Source organism: Dyella solisilvae, from assembly GCF_003351225.1.
In the GTDB taxonomy this organism is placed as follows: domain Bacteria; phylum Pseudomonadota; class Gammaproteobacteria; order Xanthomonadales; family Rhodanobacteraceae; genus Dyella; species Dyella solisilvae.
In genome coordinates, this window is record NZ_QQSY01000008.1 from 13,165 (window position 1) to 30,859 (window position 17,695).

Annotated in this window: 12 protein-coding genes; 2 read left to right on the forward strand and 10 right to left on the reverse strand. The window is 64.6% G+C overall.

The genetic code is table 11. The features are described from left to right. Nucleotides 1-28: 28 nt before the first annotated feature. The 3 genes from DVT68_RS20810 to DVT68_RS18915 all read right to left on the reverse strand — a co-directional run bounded on the left by DVT68_RS20810 (nt 29) and on the right by DVT68_RS18915 (nt 4,065). Nucleotides 29-163, reverse strand: a complete 135-nt coding sequence (locus tag DVT68_RS20810) for a hypothetical protein (protein WP_267897423.1) — start codon at nt 161-163, stop codon at nt 29-31. Between the two features lie 20 nt (nt 164-183). Further along, the gene (locus tag DVT68_RS18910; protein WP_114826771.1) at nt 184-2,517 is read right to left on the reverse strand and encodes an Orn/Lys/Arg family decarboxylase; all 2,334 of its coding nucleotides are present in this window, start codon (nt 2,515-2,517) and stop codon (nt 184-186) included. A gap of 75 nt (nt 2,518-2,592) precedes the next feature. Next, nucleotides 2,593-4,065: a DcaP family trimeric outer membrane transporter gene (locus DVT68_RS18915; protein ID WP_114826772.1), complete on the reverse strand. Its 1,473-nt coding sequence runs from the start codon at nt 4,063-4,065 to the stop codon at nt 2,593-2,595. Between the two features lie 529 nt (nt 4,066-4,594). Between DVT68_RS18915 and DVT68_RS18920 the strand changes: the two genes are divergently transcribed. Then, entirely contained in the window at nt 4,595-5,434 is an 840-nt protein-coding gene (locus DVT68_RS18920; protein WP_114826773.1) for a hypothetical protein, read from the forward strand. 212 nt (nt 5,435-5,646) lie between these two features. Further along, nucleotides 5,647-7,323 carry a SulP family inorganic anion transporter gene (locus DVT68_RS18925; RefSeq protein ID WP_114826774.1) on the forward strand — a complete coding sequence of 559 codons (1,677 nt, stop codon included), beginning with the start codon at nt 5,647-5,649 and terminating at the stop codon, nt 7,321-7,323. A gap of 100 nt (nt 7,324-7,423) precedes the next feature. On the opposite strand, the gene DVT68_RS18930 is transcribed toward DVT68_RS18925, so the two are convergent. The 7 genes from DVT68_RS18930 to DVT68_RS18960 all read right to left on the reverse strand — a co-directional run bounded on the left by DVT68_RS18930 (nt 7,424) and on the right by DVT68_RS18960 (nt 17,664). Next, a complete protein-coding gene (locus DVT68_RS18930; protein ID WP_114826775.1) occupies nt 7,424-8,842 on the reverse strand; it encodes an efflux transporter outer membrane subunit in 1,419 nt (472 codons plus the stop codon). Nucleotide 8,843: 1 nt separating this feature from the next. Then, nucleotides 8,844-12,029 carry an efflux RND transporter permease subunit gene (locus DVT68_RS18935; RefSeq protein WP_114826776.1) on the reverse strand — a complete coding sequence of 1,062 codons (3,186 nt, stop codon included), beginning with the start codon at nt 12,027-12,029 and terminating at the stop codon, nt 8,844-8,846. Further along, entirely contained in the window at nt 12,026-13,201 is a 1,176-nt protein-coding gene (locus DVT68_RS18940; protein WP_114826777.1) for an efflux RND transporter periplasmic adaptor subunit, read from the reverse strand. Before DVT68_RS18940 ends, DVT68_RS18935 begins: the two co-directional genes overlap by 4 nt. A 144-nt stretch (nt 13,202-13,345) precedes the next feature. Continuing rightward, nucleotides 13,346-14,317 (reverse strand): amino acid ABC transporter substrate-binding protein, encoded by a 972-nt coding sequence (locus tag DVT68_RS18945; protein WP_114826778.1) that lies wholly within the window; start codon nt 14,315-14,317, stop codon nt 13,346-13,348. A gap of 14 nt (nt 14,318-14,331) precedes the next feature. Continuing rightward, nucleotides 14,332-15,660 (reverse strand): putrescine-ornithine antiporter, encoded by a 1,329-nt coding sequence (gene potE, locus DVT68_RS18950; protein ID WP_114826779.1) that lies wholly within the window; start codon nt 15,658-15,660, stop codon nt 14,332-14,334. 445 nt (nt 15,661-16,105) lie between these two features. After that, nucleotides 16,106-16,924, reverse strand: coding sequence for an SDR family oxidoreductase (locus DVT68_RS18955; RefSeq protein ID WP_114826780.1), 819 nt, complete (start codon nt 16,922-16,924; stop codon nt 16,106-16,108). Between the two features lie 137 nt (nt 16,925-17,061). Beyond that, nucleotides 17,062-17,664, reverse strand: a complete 603-nt coding sequence (locus tag DVT68_RS18960) for an LON peptidase substrate-binding domain-containing protein (protein ID WP_114826781.1) — start codon at nt 17,662-17,664, stop codon at nt 17,062-17,064. Nucleotides 17,665-17,695 lie beyond the last annotated feature (31 nt).

The window sequence follows — 17,695 nt, forward strand, 5'->3', positions numbered from 1 at the left end:
AAGCAAGCGTTCGTTGGCTCCGTCGATGTCACCGTGTCACCGCGCGACGTTCGTCCTCGCGAACGGCGACGGCGCGCTGGCTGACCGTCGCCGACCAACGACGAAGCTGGATCGCTCGCAGCAAGGTGGCCGCCATGACGCCAATCTCGGTGGACTGAGTCATGGGCGCTTTTGCTCCTCGCCTCAGCGCTTCTTGGCGCCCTTGGCGCGCTTGGCTGGGGCCCCCTCCTCCACGAGCACGCGAGCCCACAGGTCCCCGTTGGCGTCCGCGTGCACGTTCTGCACCTCGCGCCCGAATCCGGGAAAGCGGCGTCCATAGGCCTCGACTGCTTCCAGAAAGTGCACGATCGGACCGCCCTTGGCGTCGACCCGCTCACCCGGCATCAGCACCGGAATGCCGGGCGGATACGGCACGATCATCAGCGCCGCCACGCGCCCTGGCAGCTCGGCCACGCGCACTTCCTCGGTGCGGTCGTGGATCAGGTACTGATAGGCCTGTGCAGGGGTATAGACCTGCTCGGACAGCACTTCGCCGGCCTGGTTGGCCATGGCCTGCAGGTCCAGCTCGGTCATCGCCACATGCATCTCGTCGCATAGCTGGGGCAGCGTCATGCCGCGATAGCGCTCGGGATAGGCCTGCACCAGGTCCGGCAGGGCCTCGTCCAGGCTCGCCTTGCGGTCATACAGGCGCTTGAAGGAAAGCAGGGTTTCCAGCAGCGTGCCCCACTTGCCCTGGGTGGTGCCGACCGAGAACAGCACCAGCACCGTGTAGTCGCCGGTGCGCGCGATTTCCTGCCGTCGTGCATCCAGGAACTTCGCCAGTACGGCGCCGGGCATGCCACGTTTGGCCAGCTTGCCCTTGGCGTCGGTGCCCGGGCACAGGATGGTCACCTTGGTTGGGTCGAGCATGCAGAAGTCGTCCTTGACGACCTCGTCGGGAAGTCCGTGCCAATCGTCGCCAGACTTGAGCGTCCAGCAGTCGGTGGAGTTGGACAGGAACTCCAGCGGAAGCTCGTGAAACGGCGTCTTCTTGCCCTTGTAGGGGACGCGCGTGGGCTGGAAGATCGAGAAGAACCACTCGCCCTCGTCCGCAAAGCGCTGCCCCACCAGGGCCACCGCGCGGCGAAATGCCACCGCATAATCCACCGTCTCGCGCAGCAGCGCCGGCCCGGTCGGTTCGTCCATCATCGCCGAGGCGATGTCGAGCGACGCGATCAGCGGATAGAACGGCGAGGTCGTGCCGTGCATCATGAAGGCCTCCTTGATCGGAGACCACGAAATCTCGCCGCGCTTCGCGTTGCTCACGTGGATGTACGACGCCATCGAGAAGGCGGGCAACATCTTGTGCGTCGACTGCACCGCCACGATGGTCGGGCGATCCTTCATGTCGCGCGGCACGCCCATGGCGTAGCGATGCTGGTATAGCGGGTGGAACTTGCCGTATGCGTACCACGCTTCATCGAAATGCACGCGGTCCACGCTGGCCGAGAGCAGCTCGGCCACCTTGTCCACGTTGTAGAGCAAGCCGTCGTAGGTGGGATTGGTCACCACCGCGTAGACCGGCGCCTGCGTCCTGGCGCCCTTGCTCAGCGGCGACTCGTCGATCAGCTGCTTGATGTGCGCCCGCGTGAAGCGCTTGGGCGGAATCAGGCCGATCATCCCGTAGCCATTCCTGCTTGGCTGGAAATACACCGGGCGCGCGCCGGCCAGGGTCATCGCATGGTTCAGCGACTTGTGGCAATTGCGGTCCGCCACGACGATCTCATCCTGACCTACCGTGGCCTGCGCGACGATGCGGTTGGAGGCCGACGAGCCGGCCAGCACGTAGAAGGTCCAGTCGGCGCCAAAGACGCGGGCAGCCATGCGCTGCGAATCCGCCGGCGGTCCTTCGATGTCGAGCCAGGAGCCCAGCTCGGCATTGGAAATGCCGATGTCGGCCCGCATGATGTTTTCGCCGAAGAATTCGTGGAACTCCGCGCCCGCCGGGTGCTTCAGATACGCCGCGCCGCCCATGTGGCCGGGGGCGTCCCACTGATAGGTTCCTTCCTCGGTCAGCTTCTTCAGCGCCTTGAAGTACGGCGGCAACAAGCCGCCGTGGTAATCGTCGATGGCAAACTTCAGGCGACGCGCGAAGAACTCGGGCGTCTCGCTGCCCACATTGACGTACTCGCGCACCTCGCGGATCAGGCTCAGCGGAATATCAGGCGTCTGTATGCTTCGGGTCAGCAGGAAGATCGGCACGCGCAGCGACTTGTCGCGGATGGCGCGGATGATCTCCGCCACCGATTTTTCGCTCATCGCCGTGCTGTCCCCCAGGCCCCAGTCGATGGCCACCGCGGAGTACGAGGCGGTACCGCGCGCCAGCGCCACGGCGTCCTCGCAGTTCAGTGCCCGCACCACCTCGATGTCGCTTTCCTGCACTGCCTTGGCGAGCCGACTGAGGGCCAGGAAATAGGCCGAGCCCGCGTGGGGCACGTCACTGGTCACATACAGCACCCAGGGATGATTCATCGACATGCGGTGCTACTCCTTTGGTATTTCGTGCCGGCGCCGACATCCGTGTGGTAGCGGCGACGCCATTCGACGCGAGGCTCAGGGATTGAGGTCGTAGCGCAGCGTCGTCTGGATGCGTTGGCCTTGCCCGCGCGCATCGGTGAGAAGAATGTTCTGTCCCCACAGGTACTCCACACCGAACATCGCCCGCTCACTGAACTGCCAGGCGAGGTTGACGGAGGCAAACTTCGTGCTCTTGGGCTGCGTGTCGGCGATCAGCAGATTGGAGCCCGGACTGATGCGCAGGTAACCGAACGCGGCGCTCGAGGTCAGGTTCTCCAGCCATGCATGCGTGTAGCCGGCGCCGAAACCGCGCGCCTTGATGCCATGCAGGTTGCCATCGGTATCAAACGCGGCGTCGAGCCCAAGGCCGGAGATGTCCTGCAGGAAATTGGCGTAGCCCCTGCCATAGCTTCCCCACCCCTGGATGCTGTCGTGTTCAAACAGCTTGGTGGTTGCGGTCAGCTGGGTGGCCCAACCGGTGCTGCCGCGCGACTGGCCATTGGGAGCCTCCACGCGAAGGTCACGCAGCAGGTTGGCCCACTGCACATGCCAGTCGGGCGCCTCCCAGCGCAGGCCGAGGGTGATATCGGGACGCCGCGAATAGGTATTGAAGCCTGTATTACCCACGGTGATGTCGGCGTTCGGTTTTTCCAGTGACATCGGCAAGGTCAGCTTGCTTTCGCCCGAAGTGAAAAGCACCGGCGAGAACAGGATCTGCGGGGTGTACTTGAAGGTGAACGAGTTCGGACCTTCGTAGTCCAGCGTATTGGGGAATACGTCGATGTCGGTGAAGGCGGAAATGTTGTAGCCGGCCAACAACGTGAACGCGGCGTTCTCCAGCTTGCCGTAGAACGTCTGCAGGTTGTACGGCATGTCGCCGCTGCCGCTGCCGAAGAAGTTGTTCTTGTAGACCACCTTCAACGTGCCGTAGTCGGTGTCACGCTGGAAGTCCATGCGGAAAATACTTTGCTTGGCGCTCAGGTTCGAACGCCAGCCAGTGCCGTAGAAGGGCTGCCCGCTCGCCGGAATGGACGAGGGCACGAACAGATCCTTGGCCCCCATGTAGGTGGTATCGAACATGGTGTCGAGCTGGGCCACCAGGTCCACCTTGAGCAGGTTGCCGGTGTCACCCAGGCGGATATAGCCCTCCGGCAGCGGCTCGGCGACGCCAGCCGGCGCCGACGGCGGACGGTACGGCGGCGGCGTGGAAGGATGCGGCGCGCTGGCCGGCGTCGCCAGCGAGGCGGTCGCCGCGGCCTGCGACGTCGGTTGCGGCTGGGGCTGCGTTCGCTGCTTGGTCTCGAGCTCGTCCAGGCGCTGTTGCATCTTGTCCATCACCTGCTGCTGCGCCTGCATCTGCTCGCGCATCTTCTGCAGCTGGGCCTTGAGTTCGTCGGTTTCGCTCGACTGGGCGAATGCCGTCGGCGTCAAGACGAAGCAAGCCAGCAGTATCGACAGGGCCACGCCGACGATGCGACGGCCCATCCGGTTGATGCGAGTTCCGCACATGGGACACCCCCGATGGAAGGCTTTCCTGCGTTTGTATTGCCTTGCGAACACAACGCGCCGGGAGCCCCTGACCGGACGTCTACTGCGGTGCCACATGTCGGTCTTGCCGTCGCCAGTGCTCGCGCACTCTCATATTCGGCGACCACCGAATGGGCACCACATGTACGCCCCGTCATGCGAGCTTGTCAACGGAATTTCTACTGTATTTCAGGCGTCTCACACGCCCTTCACGAGCATCACGAAAACGCTGCGTAGTCGGACACGTGGCCTTCACGAGACTGCGATGAAAGTGGATTGTCGATACGCGATGCGCAGTTCTCTGTCGCAATTCTTCGCGCCTGAGAAATGCCTGCCATCGTGTGTTGTGATTACCACGATGGCAGCGGGTCGATCGATTTACGCCTGAAGGCTTCGATGGCGCCGGGGAACCACCAGACGACCGGAAACTCCCTGCATGCCGGAGTGCACCACGACGTCTTCGACTACGTAAAAAACGTGCAGTGGATGTCACCTCACAAGGGGGAACAGCATGTACTTGCCACGCGTCATTCCCGGTCTCGCCTGCGTCCTGCTCACTGTGTCGATGCCTGCCATGGCGGACGATCACCCCATGCTCGACAACGCGTCGATTACGGTCGGCATGTTTGCGAACAATTTTTCCGGAAGCATCCGAGCCGACGGCAACACCAAGAACTCCGGCACGCGGCTCGATTTCTCCCGTGACCTTGGGGAAGGCGGCACGCAATGGCTGCCTTACATCGCCGCGAGCTGGCGGCCGTGGGACCGGCACGAATTCGAGCTCAGCTACTACCACTTCGAGGTCTCCCACGATAAGACGCTTGATCGTGACCTGGTCTTCAACAACCAGACACTCGAAGTCGGCACGGACCTTCACTCGAAGACTACGGTTGACGCCATCAACCTGACCTATCGCTACTGGGCATGGATCGGCGATCAAGCGGCTTTCGGTGTCACGGGTGGCCTTCAGAACTACAGTTTTGACCTGAAGCTGTCAGGCACTGCTTTTGCATCGGGGCCAAACGGCACGAATTCCGGATCGCGATCCGCCACGGCAAAGGCCTCCACAGACTTGCCCAATCCGTCGATCGGTGTTGCCTACCGATGGCAAATGGCCCCCTGGGCGCGCCTCGTCGTCGACGCCGGCGCCTTCAAGGCGAATATCGGCAACGTCGATGCGACGCTCTATAACGCCCGCCTCGGCGCAGAGTTCTATCCCTTCGGCAACTGGGCGATCGTCCCGCAGTTCATGTTCAACCGGATCAATGCCGACGTGACAGGAAGCCGGTTCAACGGCAACGCGACTTTCCGGTTCCGCGGTGGACAGCTGCTGGTCAAATATCGGTTCTAGGGCTGCCGGCTCGCACAAGGTCGCCTGTTGCCGCACGCGACCGCGAACCACCCAGATGCACATGGATGCGGCGATGGGGACGGGCGGAGGCAATTCGTCGCCGGGCGCCTCTTCGGTAGGCCTGCCTCACCGGAACAGCAGGCGGGATGTTGCGGCCCCGACAGGGGCGCAACACCGCATCGGCCCCAACGTCGCCAGGGAGAACAACGCCCATGACCCCAGGCTTTCCGTTGTTGGCATGGACCCGTGGCTACCGCAAGGACTGGCTTAAGGGGGATTGCATGGCGGGCATCACCGCATCGGCGGTGGTGTTGCCCAAGGCGCTCGCCTATGCCGGCGTCGCCGGCTTGCCCATCGAAGTGGGTCTGTACACGGCCTTCGTGCCGATGCTGATCTATGCTTTCTTCGGGACCTCCCGGCCCCTGAGCGTCAGCACCAGCGCCACCCTTGCCATCCTCGCCGTGGCGGCGCTGGGCACGGTTGCCCCCAACGGCGACCCCGCCACCCTGGCCCGGGCCACCGCCACGCTCACCCTGCTCACGGGGGGCATCCTGATCGTGGCCAGCGTGTTCCGCCTGGGAGTGGTGGCGAACTTCATTTCCGCGCCCGTGCTGACCGGCTTCAAGGCGGGCATCGCGATCGTCATCGTGCTCGACCAGTTGCCCAAGCTTCTTGGCATCCACATTGCCAAGAGCGGCGCCCTGCGTGACGCGCTGGCCATCGTCGAGGCCATTCCCCATGCCTCGCTGGCCACCGTCGTCATCGGCGTGGGTACCTTGCTGATTCTGCTTGGCATGGAACGCTTCGTGCCCAAGGCGCCCGCTCCACTGGTGGCGGTCGCGGCCGGGATCGCCTGCGTCCCGCTGCTGCACCTCGAGGCTCGCGGCGTGCATGTCGTGGGGCACGTACCCACAGGCCTTCCCTCGATAGTGATGCCGGATACGTCGATGCTGGGCGCCTTGTGGCCGGCGGCTGCCGGCATAGCGCTGATGAGTTTCACCGAATCGATCGCCGCGGGGCGTGCCTTTGTCGGCCCTGGCGAGCCACTGCCCGAACCGAACGTGGAGCTGTGGGCCACCGGCCTTGGCAATGCGGTCGGCGCCGTGTTCGGCAGCATGCCGGCCGGTGGCGGCGCCACGCAGACCGCCGTGAACCGGTTGGTGGGCGCGCATACGCAACTGGCCGGCCTGGTCACGTCGCTGGTGGCGCTTGGCTGCATGCTTTTCCTGGCTCCACTGATCTCGCTGATGCCGTACGCCACGCTGGCGGCCATCGTGATCGTCTATTCAGTCGGCCTGTTCCGGCCGGCCGAGTTCGCCGCGATTCGCGGCGTCCGCCACGTCGAATTTCGCTGGGCGGTGATCGCCCTGCTGGGCGTGATCTTCCTGGGCACACTCAAGGGCATCCTGGTCGCCATCGTGATGTCCCTACTGTCGCTCTCCTACCAGGCGCTCAACCCACCGCTGTATGTGCTCAGGCGGGAAGCCGGAGGCAACGTATTCCGCCCGGTCACAGGCGACGACGCGGCGGAAGCCGATGCCGGCCTGCTCGTGCTCAAGCCGGAGGGGCGGCTGTTCTTTGGCAACACCAGCCAGTTGGAGCAGAAGATCCGGCCCTTGATCCAGAAGGCCGCGCCCAGGGTCGTGGTGCTCGAGATGAGCGCCGTGTTCGACATCGAGTACACGGCGCTGGTGGCGCTGACCGAGGCCCAGGCGCAGTTGCGTGAATCGAAGATCGAGCTGTGGCTGGCGGGGCTCAACCCCACGGCGCTCGAGACAGTTCAGAGATCCAAACTGGCGGCCGCCATCGGGGCAGAGCGGATCTTCACGACGCTCGACCAGGCCTTCGCGGCCTGGCAGGCCTTCGCTGCTCAGCGCGGCGCTTCGTAGACGGTGGCGTGGCGTATCTCACTCCCCCGTCTCCAACCGATGGAGGGCCATCAACTGCGCGATGCGAGGCAACGCCGGCCTTCACGGCCAGGCCGTGCCATCACTCGTGATGACTACCATCGGCCAGGCTGGCCTTGTCGTTGGTCCAGCCGTATCCCAGCGCCTTGTAGACGCTCACCACTTCGATCAGCTGCTGGGCCTGCAGGCTCGACTGGGTGAGCTGCGCACTGAACAGGTTGCGCTCGGAATCCAGCACTTCCAGATAGCTGGTGTAGCCGCCCTCATACAGATCCCTGGCAAGAACAGCGTATTGGCCGAGCGCCTTCACCTGCTCGTCAGTCGAGCCCAGTTGCTCCTTGGCCCGCTGCTCGCCGACCAGTGCGTTCTCCACGTCCGCGAACGCACTCTGGATGGCGCCCTCGTAGCCAAGCAGCGCCTCCTGCTGCCTTGCCTCCGCCTCATGCACCGAACCGGAAATCGCGCCGCCGGTGAAGATCGGCTGGGACACCATGCCGGCGTACGACCAGGTCTTGGCCGGTCCTTTCCACAATGACTCAAGGCCCGTGCTCGACCGGCCCAGCAGGCCGGTCAGCGTGATGGTAGGGAAGTACTGCGCACGTGCGGCGCCGATCTGCGCGTTGGCCGAGACCAATGCCTCCTCCGCTTCGCGAAGATCCGGCCGCTGGTTGAGCAGGTCGGACGGCAGCCCCGCCGGAATCGCCGGCAGGGTGATCTGGTCGATCGGCTTGCCACGAGGAATCGGTCCCGGATTCTTGCCGAGCAGCAGCGACAGCGCGTTCTCCTGCTGGGCGATCTGCTGTTCGATCTGCGACATCTGGGTACGCACCACGGCGTACTCCGACTCCGCCTGCGAGACCTGCACCTGCGACACCACCCCACCCTGAAAGCGCTCCTGGAACAGCTTCAATGCATCCAGTCGGCTGGCCACCGTGGCCTGCGCTATCACCAGGCGCTGGTCCAGATCGCGCAGGCTGATGTAGCCGGTGGCGACCGCCGCCTCCAGCGACACCAGCGTCGCCTCTTGGGCGTACTCGGTCGACATCAGGTCTGCCTTGGCTGACTCGCGCAGCCGCCGCAGGCGCCCGAACAGATCAATCTCCCAGGAGGCCAGCGCATTGATCTGCACTTGCGAGGACACGAAGTTCGGCGTCAACGGCGTGGCCGCCGTGCGCGCACGACCCGCGCCAAGGTTCAGCCCCACCTGCGGAAACAGCGCCGAGCTGGTGCTCATCAGGCGACCGTAGTACTCGTCCACCCGCGCGGCGGCGATGGCCAGGTCCTTGTTCTCGGCCACCGCCTGCTTGACCAGGTCGTTCAGCACGGGATCGTTGAATTCCTGCCACCACGTCGCATTGGCCACCTGCACCGCTTGCGCGTCCGCAAAGCGATAACCGGCGGGAACGTCCACCTTCGGCCTCTCGTAGTTCGGCCCGACGGCGCAGGCAGCGAGGACAACCGCGCTGGCGAGGGGCAACAAGCGTAGGTTCGCGCGTCGCATGTCACGTCCCCTGTTCCGGCGAGGTGTGACCGCCCTCGGGAGGATTCGGCGCCGCATCCTTGCTGTCCTGCTTGCCGCCGCGCTTTCGCTCGGAAAGCGCTTCCAGGCCCCAGAAGAACATCGGGATGAAGAACACCGCAATCACCGTGGCGCCCAGCATGCCGAAGATCACGCCGGTGCCGAGCGAGCGACGACTCGCCGACGAGGCGCCACTGGCGATGGCCAGCGGCACGCAGCCGAGGATGAAGGCCAGCGAGGTCATGATGATCGGGCGCAGGCGCAGCTTGGCGGCGTGCAGCGCAGCCTCCATCGGGCCCATGTTCTCCTTCTCGCGCATTTCGACCGCGAACTCGAAGATCAGGATCGCGTTCTTGGCGGCGAGTGCGATCAGCACGGTCAGGCCGATCTGGAAGTAGACGTCGTTCTCCATGCCACGTATGAGGATGCCGACCAGCGCGCCGAACAACGCGAACGGCACGGCCATGATCACGCCCAGCGGCAGCGACCACTTCTCGTACTGCGCGGCAAGGATCAGGAACACCATCAGGATGGCGAAGGCGAACACCGCGGCGGCGGTCGATCCGGCCTTCTTCTCTTCGTAGGCCTGGCCGCTCCATTCGTACTTGTTGTCGCTGCCCATCACTTCCTGGGCGACCTGCTCCATGGCGGCGATGGCCTGGCCCGAGCTGTAGCCCGGCGCGGCATCGCCGACGATCTTGGCGGCGGGGAAATTATTGAAGCGATTGACGATGTCCGCGCCCGGCACGTAGCGGGTCGTTACCACCGACTTGATCGGCACCATGTCGCCGAGCTTGTTGCGCACGTACAGGTTCTGCAGGTCGTCGGGCGTCATGCGATAGCTTGGCTCGGCCTGGATGATCACCTGGAACAGGCGCGCGCTCTTGGGGAACTGACTGATGTAGAGCGAGCCAAACATCACCTGCAACGCCGAGTAGACGTCGCTCACCGCCACGCCCTGGGATTCGGAGCGCTCGCGATCCACATCCACCAGCAACTGCCGCGAGTGGGTATTGATGGTCGAATTCACCCCGCGCAACTCGGGACGCTGCCTGGCCTTGGCGATGAACGCGCGCACCCTGCTCTCCAACTGCTGGTAGCTGCCGTTGCCGGTGCTCTGCAGCCAGAACTCGAAGCCACCGGTGGTGCCCAAGCCCGGGATGGACGGGGGGTTCACCGGGACCACCACGCCATCGGTGAATTTGGCGAACTCCTTGCTGCCTTCGCGTATGAGGTCGGCCGCTGTCTGCCCCTCGCCACGCTCACCGAAGCTCTTCAGAGTGATGAACAACGTGCCGGAATTGGCCTTGTTCTGTGAGTCGATCAGGCTGTAGCCGATGACCTCGGCCACGGACTTCACGCCAGGCTGTTTCTCGAACCAGTCCGACGCGCGCCTGCTCACATCGCCGGTGCGGTCGAGGCTGGCGGCGTCAGGCATGATTATCGCGCCGAACAGATAGCCCTGGTCCTCCACCGGCAGGAAGGAGGTGGGAATGTGCCGGAACAGGCCCACCGTGATCACCAGCATGCCGGCAATCAGCAGCAGCGAGGCCATCACGCGCTTGATCGCCAGCTGCGCGCCGCGGCCATAATCCTCGGTGATCTTGTCGAACGTCTTGTTGAACCAGGTGAAGAACCGGTTCTTCTTGTGCGAACCGGGCTTGAGCAGCAAGGCCGCCAGCGCCGGAGACAGGGTCAGCGCCACCACGCCCGACAGCACCACCGAGATCGCGATGGTCACCGCGAACTGCTTGTAGAGCTGGCCGGTGATGCCGGACAGGAAGGCGACCGGAACGAACACCGCCAGCAGCACCAGCACGATGGCCACCACCGGGCCGCTGACCTCGTCCATGGCTCGTTTCGCCGCCTCCTTGGGAGGCAGGTGGAACTCGGTCATGTTTCGCTCGACGTTCTCGATCACCACGATCGCATCGTCCACCACGATGCCGATCGCCAGCACCATGCCGAACAGGGTCAGCATGTTGATCGAGAAGTGGAATGCGGCCATGCCGATGAAGGCGCCGATGATGGATACCGGCACCGCCAGAATCGGCACCAGGGTGGCGCGGAAGCTCTGCAGGAACAGGTACACCACGATGATCACCAGCACCACCGCCTCGAACAGGGTGTGCAGCACCTCGTTGATCGAGTCCTGCACGAACTCGGTGGTGTCCAGCGCGATCTCGTAGTCCAGGCCGGGCGGGAAGCTCTTCTTCAGCTCGGCCATGGTGGCGCGCACCTGCTTGGCCACATCCAGTGCGTTGGCGCCGGGCTGCTGATAGACGGCGAGCAGGGTGGCGGTCTTGCCTTTGTAGCGGCCGCGCAGCGAGTAATCCTTGGAGGCGAGCTCGGCGCGGCCTACGTCCTTCAGTCGCACCAGGGCGCCGGCCTCGTTGGTGCCACCCTTGAGGATGATGTTCTCGAACTCCGCGGGCTCGGTCATGCGCCCCTTGGTGGCGATCGGAAACGTCTGCAGCACCGGCCCCGGCGTCGGCGCCTGGCCGATGCGTCCGGCCGAGAACTGCTGGTTCTGGCTGGCGATGGAGTTCTGCACGTCGGCCACGGTGATGCCCAGCTTGGCCATACGGTCCGGCCTGAGCCAGATGCGCATCGCATAGTCGGCGGTGCCGAAGATCTGGGACTGGTTGGCGCCGGAAATGCGCTTGATCGCATCGAGCACGTACACGTTGGTGTAGTTGGCGACGTAGGACAGGTCCAGCGAGTTGTCCGGCGAATAGACCGCGACCACGATCATGAAGGCCGACGAACGCTTCTGCACCGACACACCCTGCGCGGCGACCTCGGAGGGCAGGGTCGGCAACGCCAGGTTCACGCGGTTCTGCACGTCCACCTGCGCCAGCGACGGGTCCGTGCCGATATTGAAGTAGACAGTGAGGGTCAGGTTGCCCGTCGAGGAGCTCGACGAGTTCATGTACATCATGTTGTCGGCGCCGTTCACCTGCTGCTCGATCGGCGCAGCGACGTTCTGCGCCACCACGTCCGCGCTGGCTCCGGGGTATGTGGTGGTTACGGTCACCTGCGGCGGTGCGATGTCCGGAAATTGGGCGATCGGCAGGCTGAGCATGGCCACCAGGCCCGCCACCACCAGGATGATCGATATGACCGCCGAAAAAATCGGCCTGTCGATGAAGAAGTGCGACATGCTCATTGCGCACTCTCCGGCGACGCAGGCGGCGTGGCACTGGTGGCGGCTCCCGCGGGCGGCGGCGTGAACGGATGCGGCGCGACCGGGATGCCAGGTTGCAGCTTCACCAGGTTCTCCACCACCACCTTGTCACCCGGGCGCAGGCCGGCGCGGATGACCCAGTCGTTGCCGTTCCATTCGCCGGTCTCCACCACCCGCTGCTGCGCCTTGCCGTCCTTGTCGACGGTCCACACGTAAGCGCCGCGATCACCCTGCTGGACCGCCACCTGCGGCACCGCCATGGCGCTGGTCAGCTTCGCTCCGTACAGCTTGACCCGCACGAACTGTCCGGGGCGCAGCACGCCGCCCGGGTTGGCGAACTCGGCGCGCACCAGGTAGGTGCCGGTCGCCGAATCCAGCGAGGCATCGGAGAAGTTGATGTGGCCCGACTCCGGGAAGGTGCTGCCGTCGGCGAGCACGATCTTCACGTCGAAGGCGCCCTCGCCGGGTGACTTCAGCGCGCCCGACTTCACATCGGCGCGGAATTTCAGCAATTCGTTTTCGGAAAGGCTGAACTTGACCCACATCGGGTCGAGCTTGGCCACGTAGGTGAGCAGGCTGTTGGCCGCATCGATGTAAGTACCATCCTGCTTCTTGGCGAAGCTGGACAGGCCGGTGACCGGCGAAACGACCGTGGTGTAGCCGAGGTTGAGCTGCGCGTTGATCACGTCGGCGCGTGCCTGCTCGACGGCCGCGGCCGCTTCCTTTTCCTGTCCTATCGAATCGTCGAGGTCCTTCTGGCTCAGCGCATTCTTGGCGGCCAGCGGGCGGACGCGGTTGAGATTGGCCTGGGCAGTTTCAAGCCGCGCCTGTTGCTGCTTGAGTTCGGCCTGCGCGGCTTCCAGCAGCGCCTCGAAGGGCTTGGCGTCCATGCGGAACAGCACGTCGCCAGCATGAACGAGCGCGCCTTCCGTGTAGACGCGCTTCTCCAGGAAGCCGTTCACACGGGCGCGGATTTCCACCTCCTGCGAGCTTTGCGTCTGGCCGACGAATTCGTAGACGACCGGAACTTCCGCCTTGCCAACCGTGATGATGCCTACCGGCAGGGCTTGCTTTGCCTGCTCCCCACCCTGCTCACTCTTGCAGGCGGACAGCGCTGCAAGCGCGACGCCGCAGACCAAACCCAACAGGCGCATTCTCCGTTCCACGTTCGCCCCCGCTCATTTGCATCGTCATGGCGCCCCGCGCGAACCGGCTTCGCCATGCGGCGATCCGGCGCTCCAACGGCGACGCCATGCCCTGATGGCATGGCGTCGCCACCCTGCATCAATTCACTCCACTCACTCGGGAACCGCGGTCCGGCGGAACCACTGTTTCATCGACGCATCGGGTGCGCCGAAATATTTTTCGTAGATCGCGTCGATCTTGCCGCTGCGATACAGGTCACTCAGCACCTTGTCGACGAGCAGTCGGAAATCGGAATCGTCCCGCGCCAGCGCGAAGGTCATCGGTTCATGATCGAACTGGCGATCAAGCACCATGAGGTTCGACCCAGCCGGATTGTTCCGCAGCAGGTCGAGCAGCACATTGCGTTCTGCGAAGAATGCATCGGCCCGGCGATCCACCACCTGCTGCACGCCGGTCTCCAGGTTAGGCACGGACGAAACGGCGCTGTTGACCCTCAACTCGTCGCGACGCTCGTTCACCAGCTTTTCGGCCAGCGAGCTTTGCACCACGGCAAAGGTGCGCCGCTGCAGTACCGCCACCATCGGCGAACCGCGCCATATCGGCCCGGACGCGGTTTGGCCGGTCTCCAGCAGGTCACGCAGGGCAGCCGGGCCGTCCCTGCGCATCAGCACGCCGGTGCCGCTTTCGAGGATCGGGATCGAAAAGCTCACGTCGGTGCGGTTGCGCAGCGTCGGCACCGAAGGGCCACACAGCAGGTCCACCCGGCCTTCCTTCACCGCGTTGAAGCGGTCATCGGGCCCCACCTCGACGAACTGGATGGCGAGATTGGGCAGGTGAAGTTCCTCACCGACCGCCGCAGCAATCTGGCGACACAGCGCAATGGCGTAGCCGTCGGGCTCGCCGGAGCTTCCCTTGAAGGTATAGGGCCGAGCGCTCTCGTAATAGCCGAGCGTGAGCTTGCCGGTGGTTCGCACACGATCAAGCGTGGCGCCTGGCGTCTCGGCGGCCTGCGCGTGCAGCGCTGGCGCGCACAGCGTCAGCAAGACCAGCATCACGCCGCAGAGGGAACTGATGCGACTCGATATCCGACTGAAGCGTGGCATGTTCTTCTCCATGAGGTTCATGACCGCGGCTCCGTCTAACCGCGCGCTGGCTGCGCGGCGACCGGTGACGGGAAGCGTGGCGCGAGGAAGCCGTAGATGAGGAAGGTGAGCGCCATCACGATCGTGGCGCCCAGCACCGCGTCCTTGCCGGAAGCGTAGATGGCGTAAGTGCTATAGAGCATCGCCACCACGACCACGAAGGTATTGAGCCGATAGGTGGGCAGGGGAACGTTGGCCCGCTTCATCATGATCATCAGCGCCGACAGCGAGATGATGTAGGGAATCACATTGGTGACCACCGCCAGGTTGACCAGCACCGAGAACTGCTTGCTCAGGCTGGGCGAAATGGTGGAGAACGCCAGCAGGGTCTGCACGATGCCCATCACGATCATGCCGGCCACCGGCGCCGACATGTTGTTGACCTTGGCGAAGAAGGTGGGAAACAGGCGGTCTTCCGCCGCGGTCTTTGCGGTCTGCGAGATGGTGAACTGCCAGCCGAGCAGCGAGCCAAGACACGCCAGGATCGCCAGCGCGCGGATGACGTTGCCGACGGCCGGACTGAACATCTGCGAGTAAGCCAGTGCGAACGGGCCGGTCGACTCGGCCAGCTCCTTGTTCGGCACGATGCCCTGGATCACCGTGGTGGAGAGCACATAAACGACTGCGGCGCCCAACGTGCCGAGCATGCAGGCCATCGGCACATCCCGCTTGGGGTTCTCGACCGCGTCGGAGTTCTGCGCCGCCGACTCCATGCCGAGAAATGCCCACAACGTGAGTGCAATGCTGGAATCAATTCCCTTGAAGAGGGAAAGGCCCTGCGGGTTCCAGGCCGCTGAAAAGGTGGCGCCCTTGAACCAGAACCAGCCGATGATGGACAAGCCAGCCACCGGGATGATCACGCCCCACACCGTGATCGAACCAATGCGCCCGGTGATACGCGGCCCACCGAGGTTGGCCAGCGTGGTCAGCCAGATCAGGCCGATCACGCTGATGCAGGTGGCGATCGGCGTCGCCGACATCGCCGGGAAGAAAGCGGCGAGATAACCCACGGCCGAAATCGCGATGGCGACATTGCCGATGGCCAGCGACAGGAAGTACAGGAAGAAGGTAAGGAAGTAACCGCTTTTGCCGTAGGCGTCCTCGGCGTAGGCCGCCATGCCGCCGGTGCGCTGATTGAGCAGGCCGGCCTGGGCGAATCCGTAGGCGATCGCCATGGAGCCCACCGCGGTAACCAACCAGGACAGCAGCGAAATGGCGCCGACCTGGGCCATGTTCGCCGGAAGCATGATGATGCCCGAGCCCATCATGTTGACCGCCACCAGCACGGTCAACTGGATCATGCTCATCTTCTTCGTGCCTGCCATGATCCTCTCCCGTGCATTGTTGAGGCACGCGCCGCGGGTCACACGAACTCGCGCAACCCACAGTCAGCTACGGCCACTGAAACCCCTTGAACGCTCTGATTTGATGCTCACTTGAGCCTGATACCGCTCCGATCAACGGCGCGTGAAACATCACTGGTGAAGGTGCTGCTTCCGCAAAATTCACAGCGCTCACACGACCGCGCCGCGCCGCGCCGGCGCTTTTGCGGCGCGCGATGATGCGTTCCGAAGTTGCGATGCGGCGCGCAGCTTGCGACGACGCGCGTCGCCTCACCGCAAGATTCAGCCGACGTCTGCCGGCATCGCCGCCGTTGTCGTAGCGGATCGGGATTGCCCCGACCGATATGGTGGCGCCCTGGGCGGCGCCTGGGAGGAAAGACCTCGCCACCCGGTGCGCGTCGCGCGCGGGGTGGCGAGGCAGCGTGCTTCAGTCGAGAAACAGGTCCGGCAGCGGCGACTTCGCCGGATTCACGGCATAAGCGGAGAAATCAGTGATACCCGCCTGCTGCAGCACTTCTTCGTCAATGAGGAAGTTGCCGGCAAAGCCGTTCGACGGACGCGTGAGCACCGCGTGTGCGGCGTCGGCCACGATGGTCGGCTGGCGGCAGCGTTCGATCGGCACGCCCGGGATCATGTTGAGCGCATCGGTGGCGATGATGGTGCGCGGCCACAGCGCGTTGACCGCCACACCCTGCGGACCGAACTCGCCGGCGAGGCCGAGGGTCACGAAGCTCATGCCCATCTTGGCCAACGTATAGCCGGTATGCGGCGCCCACCACTTGGGATCGAGCGACGGCGGCGGCGCCAGGGTGAGGATGTGCGGATTGGATGACTTCAGCAGATGCGGCAGGCACGCCTGCGCGCACAGGAAGCTGCCGCGCGCATTCACCTGCTGCATCAGGTCGAAGCGCTTCATCGGCGTGTCGAGGGCGCCGGCCAGCCAGATCGCGCTGGCGTTGTTGACCAGGATGTCGATGCCGCCGAAGGCCTCGACGGTGGCGGCCACCGCGGCCTGCACCTCGTCTTCCTCGCGGATGTCGCACTTTATCGGCAAGGCCTTGCCGCCGGCGGCCTCGATCTCCGCCGCTGCCGTGTGGATCGTCCCGGGCAAGCGAGGGTTGGGCACGCTGCTCTTGGCCGCGATGACGATGTTGGCGCCATCACGCGCCGCGCGTAGTGCGATGGCCAGGCCGATGCCGCGCGAGGCGCCGGAGATGAACAGGGTTTTGCCTGCGAGGCTGCTCATGGATGGTCCGCGGTGGTCGAAGAGCGCCCAGTGTAGGAGTGCGCCCGGCGCCCGGAAAGCCTGGCCGACGATCAGCGCTCGGGTGATGTGGCGATGAGGCGCCGCAACGGGAGCGCTCTCGCCTTGAGGTATACGACTCAGCCGCGCTGGAAGCGTGGAAGGATGTCGCGCAGTTCCGCCAGCCGGCGCAACGGGTCGGTGAGCTCGAGCAAGCGCTGATGCTCCTCGGCGTCAAGCGGCAGCAGTTCAGCTAGGCGAAAGCCCACCCAGCCGGCATCCTCGTACAGGCGGCGCGGCGCGTGCTTCCAGTGCGGCGCAAGATTCTCGATCAGCCGCTCCAGGATCGACGGCAGCAGGGCGAATTCCACCGGCACTTCCTGCGCCGGTTCGTCCGGCCACGTTTCAACGTCACCACGCACCAGTCCGTCCGAACGCACGCGCGTGCGGGCCACACGAAAGCGGGCGCCGCCTTCAGTGAGGATGCCGAGCAGCCCGTCCTCGCGATTGTGGAAATCGACGATGCGAGCAAGCGTGCCCACCGCCGCTGGCGTCGCCGGCTCGCCCGCCTCCTGTCCTTTCAGGATCAGGCACACGCCGAAGGGCGAACCGGTACGCGCGCATTCGCTCACCATGTCCAGGTAGCGCCGCTCGAAGATGCGCAGCGGCAGCTGGCCACCGGGATACAGCACCGTGCCAAGCGGAAACAGCGGCAGGTCGAGATAGGGGGATGGCGCGGCCATGCGGACAAGTCTAGGGCCTGTTCACCGGCCC

Coding starts and splice junctions, on each gene's coding strand:
- DVT68_RS20810 (WP_267897423.1), bottom strand. CDS start 163: ATGACTCAGTCCACCGAGATTGGCGTCATGGCGGCCACCTTGCTGCGA.
- DVT68_RS18910 (WP_114826771.1), bottom strand. CDS start 2,517: ATGTCGATGAATCATCCCTGGGTGCTGTATGTGACCAGTGACGTGCCC.
- DVT68_RS18915 (WP_114826772.1), bottom strand. CDS start 4,065: ATGTGCGGAACTCGCATCAACCGGATGGGCCGTCGCATCGTCGGCGTG.
- DVT68_RS18920 (WP_114826773.1), top strand. CDS start 4,595: ATGTACTTGCCACGCGTCATTCCCGGTCTCGCCTGCGTCCTGCTCACT.
- DVT68_RS18925 (WP_114826774.1), top strand. CDS start 5,647: ATGACCCCAGGCTTTCCGTTGTTGGCATGGACCCGTGGCTACCGCAAG.
- DVT68_RS18930 (WP_114826775.1), bottom strand. CDS start 8,842: ATGCGACGCGCGAACCTACGCTTGTTGCCCCTCGCCAGCGCGGTTGTC.
- DVT68_RS18935 (WP_114826776.1), bottom strand. CDS start 12,029: ATGAGCATGTCGCACTTCTTCATCGACAGGCCGATTTTTTCGGCGGTC.
- DVT68_RS18940 (WP_114826777.1), bottom strand. CDS start 13,201: ATGCGCCTGTTGGGTTTGGTCTGCGGCGTCGCGCTTGCAGCGCTGTCC.
- DVT68_RS18945 (WP_114826778.1), bottom strand. CDS start 14,317: ATGAACCTCATGGAGAAGAACATGCCACGCTTCAGTCGGATATCGAGT.
- potE (WP_114826779.1), bottom strand. CDS start 15,660: ATGGCAGGCACGAAGAAGATGAGCATGATCCAGTTGACCGTGCTGGTG.
- DVT68_RS18955 (WP_114826780.1), bottom strand. CDS start 16,924: ATGAGCAGCCTCGCAGGCAAAACCCTGTTCATCTCCGGCGCCTCGCGC.
- DVT68_RS18960 (WP_114826781.1), bottom strand. CDS start 17,664: ATGGCCGCGCCATCCCCCTATCTCGACCTGCCGCTGTTTCCGCTTGGC.